Origin of the sequence: Actinobaculum sp. oral taxon 183 str. F0552 (assembly GCF_000466165.1) — a bacterium.
Classification (GTDB): domain Bacteria; phylum Actinomycetota; class Actinomycetes; order Actinomycetales; family Actinomycetaceae; genus Peptidiphaga.
This window is the reverse complement of the sequence record NZ_KE951406.1, coordinates 1-11,977: the sequence shown is the minus strand read 5'-3', so window position 1 is coordinate 11,977 and position 11,977 is coordinate 1. Positions and strand designations below refer to the sequence as shown.

At 58.3% G+C, this 11,977-nt stretch carries 7 protein-coding genes; 1 reads left to right on the top strand and 6 read right to left on the bottom strand.

The window, feature by feature from the left end:
• Nucleotides 1-52: 52 nt before the first annotated feature.
• Nucleotides 53-583, bottom strand: a complete 531-nt coding sequence (gene ilvN / locus HMPREF0043_RS00710; RefSeq protein ID WP_021600820.1) for an acetolactate synthase small subunit — start codon at nucleotides 581-583, stop codon at nucleotides 53-55.
• 14 nt (nucleotides 584-597) lie between these two features.
• Nucleotides 598-2,424 carry an acetolactate synthase large subunit gene (locus HMPREF0043_RS00705; protein WP_040317509.1) on the bottom strand — a complete coding sequence of 609 codons (1,827 nt, stop codon included), beginning with the start codon at nucleotides 2,422-2,424 and terminating at the stop codon, nucleotides 598-600.
• A gap of 499 nt (nucleotides 2,425-2,923) precedes the next feature.
• On the opposite strand from HMPREF0043_RS00705, the gene HMPREF0043_RS00700 reads away from it, so the two are divergent.
• Complete coding sequence (locus HMPREF0043_RS00700) at nucleotides 2,924-4,195, top strand: threonine/serine ThrE exporter family protein (RefSeq protein WP_021600817.1); 1,272 nt, start codon at nucleotides 2,924-2,926, stop codon at nucleotides 4,193-4,195.
• A 28-nt stretch (nucleotides 4,196-4,223) separates the two neighbouring features.
• On the opposite strand, the gene HMPREF0043_RS00695 is transcribed toward HMPREF0043_RS00700, so the two are convergent.
• The 4 genes from HMPREF0043_RS00695 to HMPREF0043_RS00680 form a co-directional block, all read right to left on the bottom strand.
• Nucleotides 4,224-5,825 (bottom strand): aspartate:alanine exchanger family transporter, encoded by a 1,602-nt coding sequence (locus tag HMPREF0043_RS00695; protein ID WP_040317508.1) that lies wholly within the window; start codon nucleotides 5,823-5,825, stop codon nucleotides 4,224-4,226.
• A 121-nt stretch (nucleotides 5,826-5,946) separates the two neighbouring features.
• Entirely contained in the window at nucleotides 5,947-7,740 is a 1,794-nt protein-coding gene (gene ilvD, locus HMPREF0043_RS00690; protein ID WP_232205965.1) for a dihydroxy-acid dehydratase, read from the bottom strand.
• 219 nt (nucleotides 7,741-7,959) lie between these two features.
• Nucleotides 7,960-9,678 (bottom strand): amino acid ABC transporter ATP-binding/permease protein, encoded by a 1,719-nt coding sequence (locus HMPREF0043_RS00685; RefSeq protein ID WP_040317506.1) that lies wholly within the window; start codon nucleotides 9,676-9,678, stop codon nucleotides 7,960-7,962.
• A complete protein-coding gene (locus HMPREF0043_RS00680; protein ID WP_269528490.1) occupies nucleotides 9,675-11,162 on the bottom strand; it encodes an ATP-binding cassette domain-containing protein in 1,488 nt (495 codons plus the stop codon). The genes HMPREF0043_RS00685 and HMPREF0043_RS00680 overlap by 4 nt, the downstream gene beginning before the upstream one ends.
• Between the last annotated feature and the right edge of the window lie 815 nt (nucleotides 11,163-11,977).

Below are 11,977 nucleotides of genomic sequence, written 5' to 3'. Positions count from 1 at the left end.
ACGGTGCCGCGCGTCCCGGACCAGTCAGCCGCCCAGCGCTTTCGCTAATCAATTATGCGCGCAGAAGCGACAATTCGGCAGAGACACGTTCGGAGAGCGAACGCGAACCGCGTCCGATCGCCACCGCTCCGGATTGGACGATTTCACGAATTCCATACGGTTCGAGGGCCGACAGGAATGCCCGGACCTTGGATTCCGAACCGGTTGCCTCGATCGTCACAGTGTCGGGAACGACGTCCACGACATGCGCCCTGAAGAGATCGACGACCTGGAGGACATTGGCGCGAGTGGAATCACTGGCCGACACCTTGACTAGGAGCAACTGCCGTTCAACCGTCGACTCAGGTTCGAGCTCGACGATTTTAAGCACATTGACGAGCTTGTTCAATTGCTTGGTAACCTGTTCGAGCGGGCGTTCGGCGGCATCGACCACGACGGTGATGCGCGAAAGCTGGGGGTCTTCGGTCTCCCCAACAGCGAGCGAGTGTATGTTGAAGGCGCGTCGAGCGAATAGAGCGGCAACACGCGTAAGAACGCCCGGCTTATTTTCGACCAGAACGGAGAGCGTGTGACGTGTGTTCATCTTTTTCCTTCCTTTCAGGCCGCGAACGGATCGGTCGTGGGACGAACGGAACGAGCGTAAACGATGTCGTCATTTGACACCCCGGCGGGAACCATAGGCCATACTTCGGAGTCCGGAGAGGTGACGAACTCCAACAGCACCGGACGGTCGTTGATCTCCATTGCTTTTTCAAAGGCGGCGTCGATGTCGTCGCCCTCTTCGACGCGCCATGCTTCGCAGCCGTAAGCCTGGGCTAGCTTGACGAAGTCAGGTATGCGGCGCGTTCCATGACCTGTATTGAGATCCGTATGCGAATAGCGTTCGCCGTAGAAAAGCGACTGCCATTGGCGGACCATGCCCAGCGAGGAATTGTTGATGATGCAGATCTTGATATCGATCCCCTCGAGGCAGCAAGTGGCCAGTTCCTGGTTAGTCATTTGGAAGGAGCCGTCCCCGTCGATCACCCAGACTGTTTTGTCGGGTTGTCCGACTTTGGCTCCCATGGCAGCCGGGACTCCGAATCCCATGGTCCCCGCGCCTCCCGAGCTCAGCCACTGTCGTGGGTGTTCGAAGTTCAGGAACTGATTCGCCCACATCTGATGCTGGCCGACGCCGGTAACGTAGATGGTGTTGTCAGACCCGACGGTTTTCGCTAGACGGGAAATGACATGCTGCGGCTCGAGCAGGCCGTCGTCGACCTCCTCCCACCCAGCTGGGTACCTCTCTCGCAAACCGGCCAGCGTCTTCCACCACTCCTCCAGATCGGGCACACCGTATTGACGGTGGGCTTCGCGCAATTCGGCGACGAGATCCGACGTGGCGTCTTTGAGATCCCCGACGATCGGGACGTCCACCAGGCGGTTTTTCGAGATCTCCGCCGGGTCGATGTCAATGTGAATGACTTTGGCATTGGGAGCGAAATCGGAGACCTTTCCCGTCACGCGATCGTCGAAACGCGCCCCCAAAGCCACGATGAGGTCGGACTTCTGGAGGGCGGCCACAGCGGGAACCGTTCCGTGCATACCGGGCATCCCGAGGTTGTTCGGATGTGAGTCGGGCACCACGCCACGCGCGGTCAGAGTCGTGACAATCGGCGCGTTGGACAAATCGACGAGTTCGACGAGGTCACGGGACACTCCCGCGCGCATCGCCCCGCCTCCCGCATACAGCACCGGACGCGACGACGTCGCGATGAGTCGTGCGGCTTCCCGGATTTGCCGTGCGTTCGGTTTAGTCACAGGACGGTACCCGGGCAGATCGAGTACGGGCGGCCACACGAAGTCCGCCTCCTCGACCTGGGCGGATTTCGTGACGTCGACCAAAACCGGCCCGGGACGACCCGTCGAAGCCAAGTAAAACGCCTCGGCGATGCGAGAAGGAATCTCCTCTGCACTCGTGACGAGGAAGGAGTGTTTCGTCACCGGCATCGTTATGCCCACGATGTCCGCTTCCTGAAAGGCGTCCGTGCCGATGGCGGCAGCGCCGACCTGGCCGGTGATCGCTACTATCGGGACTGAATCCATGTGCGCGTCCAGGAGCGAGGTGACGAGGTTCGTCGCACCCGGACCCGACGTCACGATGCAAACGCCGACCCGGCCGGTGGCCAGCGCGTATCCTTCGGCGGCATGTCCCGCCCCCTGCTCGTGGCGCACCAGGATATGCCGGAGCTTAGCGTGGAAGATCGGATCATACGTCGGGAGGATCGCACCTCCCGGCATGCCGAAGACGACCTCGACGCCGAGCTCCTCGAGCGCGCGTATGATCGACCGCGCCCCCGTTGACTTCTCGCGAATCACTCGCGGGGTGGCGGCCTGTTCATCTGCGCCTGTCGACGAGTCGGTCGGCGTTTGCCGTTTTGCCATCTCTTCCTCCTTCGTTGTGGCGGCACACCGGGCATCGCAGGCCAGGGGCCGTGCTTCGGCAGGCATGAAAAAACCCCTCGAACGAGGGGCGCGCGGCACGTCGCCAACGGCTTGTGCAGCGCGTCAGTTACGTACCAGAAGAGTTCTCACAGGTTGACCATAGCCGCAGAACCGGCCAGATGCCAAGCCAGTCGGAGTTTGTCTCACTATTTGAATCACGATCTCGCAATGCGAGCCACTTGATTGTCGAAACGGGCTTTCCCGGCGCTCTCCCTCCCGCTCCCGCCTTCCGCCAGTCCTCGGACACGCACCGGAGAAGGCCAGCGGCGCATATCGCCCCACCGGGAGGTCGATCGACCCGGTCGCGATTCGAGGACACCTGTACACCTCGGACTTTCGGCCCCCTCGACAAATCAGTGAATTGCTTATCACTGTGGTTTGAGTCGCTGCCGCCCGAGCCTCCCGGCCGTCCCAGTCCCGCACGCCCTAAGGTGGAACGGTGAAGCAAACTGACGACCACCACGTTGCCGCCCTCGATCGCCTTGCCGACCAGTTGCGCGTCGTGATGAGACTCGGCGAGATGCTGTTGTCCGCCGGCGCTTCGGCTTTCCGAGTCAAAGACGGCATGGACCGGATTGCACATGCAGTGGGCATCGACAAGATCTCCATCCAAGTCACCTACACTGAAATCACCGCCACCGCCTTCGCCGGCGGGACGTTCCGGACGGAACTCGTTGAGCAGCGGGTCATGGGAATCAACGCCGAACGCATAGACGACCTCAATGACTTCGTCCACAACCTTCCCGGGAAGATGTTGGTCGAAGACGCCGACGACATGCTTGACGCTTTCGCGAACAAAGACCCTCTGTACTCCATGCCCGTATCCGCCCTCGCTTCGGGCGTAGCATGCGCAGGCTTCGCATTCCTCAACCAGGGTGGCTGGGTCGAGTGCCTGGTCGTCTTCTTCGCTGCTCTGGCAGGCCAGGCGACCCGCAAGACGCTGTTGCGCCGCCACATGAATCACTTCGCCGTGTGGATGGCGTGCGGATTCGTCGCCACAAGCCTCTACATGGGAATCGTGTCGGTCTTCCATATAGCCGATATCGTCGACGCCTCCCACCAGTCCGGAGTCGTCTCCTCGGTGCTTTTCCTCGTCCCCGGCTTCCCTCTCGTCACCTCGATACTCGATCTCATCCGACAGGACTATATCGCTGGAATCGCGCGGGGCGTGTACGTCGTCATGCTTCTGATCTCGACAGCGGCCTCCGTATGGGCGGTGACGGGACTTCTCAACTGGAACGTCAACCCGTCCGCTGACGGGTACCACCTGAACACCTGGCTCCTACTACTCGGGCGCATTCTCGCGAGCTTCGTCGCAGCCTACGGCTTCGCCATGCTCTTCAACGCTCCCCAGCGCGCAAGCTTCATCGCAGCCGTCATCGGCACGGTCATCAACGTTCTCCGACTCACCGCCCAGGACGCCGGGCTCGGACGGATGTCGGCCATCGGACTGGCGGCGTTCCTAGCGGGGCTTCTCGCCGCTCTGGGCGCCAAGTGGACGAAGTATTCGAGGGTGACGCTTTCCGTTCCGGCCGTTGTCGTGATGATCCCCGGCGTCCCGCTCTACCGCGCACTGTCAGCGCTCAATGACGGGCTCCAAGTCAACGCCGCGATCCCGGAAATCGTGACGCTGTGCCTGGCTATCACCGCCATCGGCGTCGGGTTGGCGCTGTCACGTATGGTCACCGACCGCAATTGGCTCATGAGTTAGGACGGAGGCCGCTTGGCCAGCGGGATCCTTAGAAGGAGCCCAAAACGTGGGCAAGGAGGATCTTAACGATCATTGCAACGGGGTATACGAGTGCGTACCCGAGCGCGACACGTGGGTCGGCATTTGTGCGGCCGTTTGCGAAAGCGAGGACCGCAGGCTGCGTCTGAGCGCCGCCCAGAAGGCCGGACAGCTTTGTCCCGCCCATTTTGAAGATCTTACGCATAGTCGCATACAGCCCGATGGCGACAACGAGCGTGACCAATGCGCCCAGTATGAGAATCTTCCACCAGTCGCCAGAGGAGAAAGCGTTGAGAATCTGGGCGCCGGCCTTCGTGCCAGCTCGAGCGAGGAACATGAGCAAGCCCAATTCTGCAAGAACCGAATCGGCGGTGTTCGGAAGCACCGTCACCAGCGGACCGATTCGTCCGATCTTGCCCATGATGAGGCCGACGATCAGGATCCCTGCGGCGTACCCCAAAGCGAAGTGGGCGCCGCCGGGAAGTGGGATGTCGATCTCACCGAGGAAGTATCCGAGGGCAAGGCCTATGCCGAGAGACACGGGGTTGATATCGGTCATTCCCTTGGCGGAGTCGCCGAGCCATTTTGAGATTTCCCGTAGTTTCATCGTCGGTCCGACGACGCGGAGACGGTCTCCCATCTCCACCACGAGGTCGGGGATCGCGAGCATGTCGGCGTCGGCGCGCCTGACACGCGAAATTTTCGCGTTCCACCGCTCATCTAGAATCTCGTCCAGTTCGGCGATCGTCTTACCCACGAGAGCCGGAGTCGACAGAGTGATGCGCCGAAAATCCAAAAAACGGCGGTCTGAGCGAAGCGAATGACTCGACCGGTGGCCGAGATGGTGAAGAGCGTCATTGACATTCTCCAACGTGCCTACAACCGTAGCGAGGTCGTCCTTCTCCAGTACGTCGTCCTCGTGAGGTATCCAAATCGGCCCGGTTTCGCCTCGCCGCAAACGCGAAATCTCGATGGGGCCGCCGAGTTCGGCGGAAACTTGAGCTATCGTCGGGCAGTCGTCTCTTTCGACTCGCACATTGAAATGAGTGACGGGGGTAGGCTCATCTGGATCGTCATCAGCTTTCCGCAGAGCGAAATAGGCCGCTCCTATCATTCCAACCACACCGAAAAGATATGCCACCGCGTACCCAACCGTTGCCAGTGGCTCATTGCCAGAGGCCTCACCCGCAGCCGCCAAAGCGGGTGTATTCGTTATGCCTCCCGAGAAGGTCCCCGCAATAAGGGCTCCATCCATGTGAAATACATATCGTCCTAAGACATAAGCAACACCCGCCGCAACAATGAAGACTGATATCATCATGGCAATAGGTCCACTAGCTTGTTTAAGTGAACGAAAAAAGCTCTTTCCCGCACTATTACCAATAGCAAAAGCGAAAATCGCTAGACCAACAGTTCCAAGTTCTTCATCAATAGTGACGCGTATTCCAAGATGCGCACCCAATGCGGATACTCCAATAGCGAGGAAAAGAACAGCAGCTGCCTCCAATCCTATTCCTCCTATTTTTATACGCCCCAAAAGCATTCCCAAACCCATAAGGAGAAACATGAACATTACTGGATATTCATCCAAATATTCCATGACGGTGGTCATTAGAATCCTCCTTCGTATACGGCCACCGATACATAATCGACCAAAGAGAAACTGCCACTGTAAGTATGACGCAGGTGACATGTATGAGTCTGGGGCTGGAGTCCCATGCTCTCTCTTTGGGTCACTCCCTGACGATACGCACGGCACCCTTGTCCGCTGAAGCGGCCATGGATGCATAGGCCTGTAACGCCTTAGAGACTTCACGGACCCGTGACACCGGTCTCCAGGGGAGCGGACCTCTCTCCTTCCGACGGCGGTCGAGCTCCGCATCGTCTATGGCCAGGCTGATGGTGCGGGATGGAATGTCGATGACGATCCTGTCCCTCTCCCGTACAAGGCCTATGGCTCCGCCGGAGGCAGCCTCCGGCGATATGTGCCCGATCGACAGGCCCGATGTGCCACCTGAAAAACGTCCGTCGGTGATGAGCCCGCACGCTTTGCCCAGCCCTAGACCTTTGAGAAAGGTCGTCGGATAGAGCATCTCCTGCATTCCCGGGCCTCCCCGCGGCCCTTCGTATTGGATGACGACGATATCGCCGGGAACGACCTGTTTGGAGAGGATCAGTTCGATAGCAGCCTCTTGAGATTCGACGACGCGGGCAGGGCCTTCGAAATGAAACAACGACTCATCTACACCCGCGGTTTTGACCACTGCGCCGTCTTCAGCCAGATTTCCAAAAAGGATCGCAAGACCGCCGTCTGCAGTGTATGCGTGTCCGACGTCGCGGATGCATCCATCGATCGAATCTTTGTCAGGGCCATCCCAGCGTGAATCCTGCGAAAAGGGACGCGTCGTCCGCACCCGGCCGGGAGCCGCGAGAAAACGATCCCTTGCAACCTCACTGGCACTGGGGTTCCGGATATCCCACTCCTCAAGCCACGATTTCAAGTCCGAAGAGTGCACGGAATGGACGGTGTCCTGCAGCAGTTTCGCGCGGTACAGCTCGCCGAGAAGCGCTGGAATCCCACCGGCTCTGTGAAAGTCCTCGATATGGAATCGATCTGAGTTCGGAGCGAGTTTCGCCAGGCAGGGCACGTGTCGAGACAACTCGTCGATATCTCGCATGGTGAAGTCGATTTGCCCCTCCTGTGCGGCAGCCAAAGTGTGCAAAATCGTATTAGTCGAGCCTCCCATGGCAATATCCATGGACATTGCGTTCAGAAAGGCATCTCTAGTCGCTATTGAGCGGGGAAGAACCGATTCATCATCGGCCGAGTAGTAACGGCGGGCAAGATCGACGATGCGGTGTCCGGCTTCGACGAAGAGGTCCCTGCGACGTGTGGCTGTTGCCAGCGTCGATCCATTGCCGGGAAGCGAAAGGCCGAGCGCCTCGGTTAAGCAATTCATCGAATTGGCGGTGAACATCCCCGAGCAAGATCCGCATGTCGGGCAAGCGTTCGATTCTACGAGCCCCAATTGATCGTCGGAGACGTCATCGTTAGCTGATAGGGCGATGGCGTCAATCAAGTCGGTGCGATGCTCGATGACGCCGTCAACAGCATTGCCCGACTCCATGGGACCGCCTGAGACGAAGATAGTCGGTATATTGAGGCGAAGCGCCGCCATGAGCATTCCAGGAGTGATTTTATCGCAATTGGAAATGCACACAAGCGCATCAGCCGTGTGTGCATTAACCATGTATTCCACGCTATCTGCAATTATCTCTCTCGAAGGGAGAGAATAGAGCATTCCCGAATGCCCCATGGCTATGCCGTCATCTACAGCAATAGTATTGAATTCCCGACCGATTCCGCCGTATTCCGCTATCGCATCGCACACCAAAGCACCCATATCCTTTAAATGAACATGGCCTGGGACGAAACCCGTGTAAGAGTTGGCCACCGCGATAATGGGTTTGCCGAAATCCTGCGAAGTCATTCCGGTGGCGCGCCACAGCGCACGCGCGCCGGCCATGTTCCTTCCGGTTGTCGATGTCGCGGATCGTAGTCGTGGCATAGAACCTCCCAGGGTGCAAGCATACGCCGCACCCCGGCCGGCCTCTACTTAGGTTTTCATTATGTGAACAGCGCTTGACCCACGTGATCCTCACCGTGTTCGATCCTCGGCGGAATTCGGTTAGGCTTCCCCAACTTTACTATTGTGATCGAGTTTGGGGAACCCCGAGTCGGGAAACTAGACGTTCCGGTGGAAGAAGTCGGCGAGCATCCCATCCGATTCTTCGATTCCGACGGGACTTCCAGAAGCGACCAGCATTCCGCGATCCATGAGGAGCACACGATCTGCCGCTCTCGCACTCTCAAGGCGGTGAGTTATCTCAATGACGGTGACTCCGGGAATCTTCTTAGCCAGATTGCGACGTATTGAATCCTCGAGTCTGCGATTGAGGTTGGCCGCGAACTCGTCGAGCACGAGCACCCGCGGCCGCATGAGTAGAGCGCGCGCTAGACACAGGCGCTGGGCTTGCCCTCCCGACAGTCTCGAACCAGACTGCCCCACCGAAGTATCCAAGGATTTCGGCATGCTGCGGACCTCATCCGCCAGGCAGACTGTTTCCAGAACCTCCCAGATCTCCTCTTCCCCGGCTTCGGGGACGCCGAGATTCACATTCTCCCGAATGCTGGCATTGAGGAGTTGGCATCTTTGAGAGACGAGGACTACCGCGTGGCGAAGGGAATCGACGGTATACCGTTGAATCGGCATGTCGTCGACTAGGATCTGGCCCGCAGTCGGATTGTCGTATCGGAGAAGCATGGAGACGGCCGTGCTCTTCCCCGATCCGGAAGGCCCGACAATCGCGATGTGCTCTCCGGCGGCAACCGTGAAACTGACGTCTTTCAAGGAGAAGGCTCCCGTCGGATAGGCGTAGGAGACCCCGGCGAACTCAATAGAAGGCGGACACGACGGCGCATAGACCTCCTGTCCGTCTTCGACGATCTCCGGACTCGTACTGATATTCCACAGACGCCGTGCAGCCGCCAGGGAATGATCGAGATAGCCCGCAGCGTCCTCAATGCCTCGCGGCCCTTCGAAAAGGCGAAGAGTCCCAGCTGCGAGTGCCGCAGTCAACGGAATGGACAGACTCGCCTGCCTAGCGCCGTACACTGCGCCGATAACAGCTGCCAGGCTCAATACGGTGTTGCTCGCTCGCCGTATCGCGTTGCCCGCCCTGGCCACACACGCGGATTCGGCGATTCTCGACCCGATACGGTCCATCTCGGCCAGACGCTCATCCACACGTCCGTATCCGACCACCTCCTCCGTTCCGAATATGGAATCCGTGACATGATGAGTGAGTTCGCGCCGCAATCGAAGTGTGCGGCGAGTAACGAGCATCGAGCGTCGCAATCCGATGAAAGGGACGATGAATAGACCCAACATCACGCATATGGCGGGGATGATGACAACTGACCATCCCACGAGCACGCCCGCTCCTAGGAGGAAAGCCGGAGGTACGACGATGGCCGAGACGAGTGGTGCGAAAGTATGGGCGTAAACGACTTCGATGCGATCTACGTCGCGTGTCAAACTGGCCAATACGTCGCCCGACCTGCTTTGATTGACGATCGCCGGGGCTTTCGGCCACAGCTGCGCGAAAGCCTTCGTTCTGAGGAGCTCGAGGGCTTTGAAAGCAACGTAATGGCCGGTTAGCTGTTCCCCGTAGTAGCAGATCGCCTTGAGGACCGCGATGAGGATCAACCAGACGAGAAGGTTGCCTGCGTCTCCCCCACCGAGGGCGATCAATGCCACCCCGCCAGCTGCGAGCCCGAAGAGCAAGATATCGAGGCTGAGGCTGAGAATCCTGAAGAATGTCGAGACATAGAGGAAGCCGTGGACGGGATGCGTGGCAGAGGTCAGCCACTTGGAAAGCTCTCGCAAAGACGGTTCACTCACGGCCGGTCTCCTCTCTCCAGGACACCGTCCGATAAACGCCAGATTTCATCGACAACCCGCAAAATCGCACGGCCATGTGTGACCACGAGAAGCGTCCACTCGCTCCCCAAGGATTCGATGGCCTCGATGATCCGGGCTTCGGATTCGATATCGACCTGTGACGTGGGTTCGTCCAGAAGCAGGATCTTTCGGCCGGAGAGAAAAGCGCGGGCGAGGGAGATCCGTTGTGCCTGCCCTCCCGATATGAGGCCGCCCTGCTCGCCGATGTCGGCGTGGAGTCCGATGGCGGCGAATTCGTCGGCGACATATGCACGACGGAGCGCTTGCCACATTTCGTCGTCGGTGGCCTCGGGCTTCGCGACACGAAGGTTGTCTGCGATGCTCCCAGTGAAAAGCCATGTGCGCTGAGAGACCTTCGCCGTCAGGCTCCTCGTCTGGACCGGTGAAAGGCCTTCGATAGACCGCCCTGCGATCCTCACGCTCCCCGTCTGGACTGGCAGAGTCCCGTTGATGACTTCCAGAAGAGTGGTCTTCCCGGCACCAGACCGACCAATTATGGCAGCTTTGGTTCCTTGGCGGACAGTCAGTCCGACATTCGTAAAAACGGCTCCCCGCCCATAGTCGAAACTCAGACTGTCGACGACAATGGAACCTTCGCGGCTTCCAGACGGCAGCCCCCCATGCGATGCGATAGATCCCCGAGACGCCAGATAGGCTGCAATCGCCTTCTGTGAAGCCAGTCCGCCCATGCCGACGTAGAAGAATCCAGCCACCTGGGTGAGAGGTTCTATGAGGAGCACCGTTAGGAACATCGTTGTCAGAGCGTCCGGCAGATCGATGGCTCCTGCGCGGAACCGAGCGATCGTCAACGCAGCGGTGCAGCAGATGAGAACGAGTGAGAAAAGCCCGTCCACGACGACGATGACCAATTGGTTTCCTGCGAGGAGCCGCATAACCGCACCGCGATTGCGTTCTCCCTGTTCGCGTAACTGGGCCTCAATTCGCGCTCCGGCGCCGAAAAGGCGAATCGTTTCCAGATTTCGTATCGCATCCAGATAGCGATCGGCCAGCGCGGCGCGTTCGCGACGTGAATGCGCCGAAGTTTTACGGAAAAACTTCATGAAAAGGAAAAGGAATATCGGTATTAGGAAACATAACAATATTATTGTTATTCCCAGTAAAAGATCAATAGAAATTGAAACGTAGAAAAGCACGATAAAAGGTATAATTATCGCTGCCATTGCTGAACCAAAGTATGCTTGCCTGTATTCCGCAACTCGTTCCACGTTATCGGTATGAAGTGCGACTAGATTGCCGGATGAGAATTCCGAAGATTCATCATCCCGAGAAGAACTCGAAGCGAAAACCGCTTGGAGCAATCGGCGTCGCATAGTGCGCTCTTCCCTTCTCGCCGCCATTCCGCCATACCATATCTCAAAGAAACTCGCACACCCTGCGAACAGCATGGCAAGTAGAGAAAACATCCACCCACTGCCACCAGCTATATAGTGAACGACCGACACAAGTATAGCTCCGGTGGACAAACTCACTGCCACACGCATAAAAGCCACAACACGAGTGTCAATGCGCCCACGAGGAGAAATCACTGATGATTTAGGCATACTATGTCCCATTTTTCTGTGAAAATTCTAGAGAAAACAATCCACGAAATGGAGACTAAAAGCGCATTTCGACATTGCATCTTCACATTTCGATATATCGAAATAAATCTCCATCAATCTCATCCTTTATCTGAGACGATGAGTGAAACCGAAAAAGGAACTCCTCTCTGTTGACGCCTCGGTGCAATGGCACCCGTGTGCTCAAAACGGAGTTCCCACGCTGACAGAACCAGCAGGCGAAGGCTCTCCGTCGTCAAGTCTACTTGCTTGTGGGCGATCGGGCGGACTTGCAGGGCCTCGGCCGAAGGCGGCAGACCCAAAACGCAATCTTAGGAATTCCGGGAAAGTGAAAGACGCCCGCAATGCGGCGTTGCGCGCGAGCTAGAGCTGCGTAGTATGGAAGGGTCCTTGTGCGCACTTCGTACCGGTTTGCACAATCAGCCGAGGCAAGAGGAGGGTATATGGCCTTATCGGGTTGTTGTTTTATGTGGTTGGGCCGCACGGAATCGGGGGGAGCCCCCCCTTTTTCGCCGTGCGGCCTGATACGTCGCGTCATATCGGTTTGTGTGGTGGGCGGGAGCGTGTCTGCGTGTTCCCACCCGGGGTGTGGGTGACGGCGGTGTCCTACTCTCCCACACCCTGGCGGGTGCAGTACCATCGGCGCTGGCGGGCTTAGC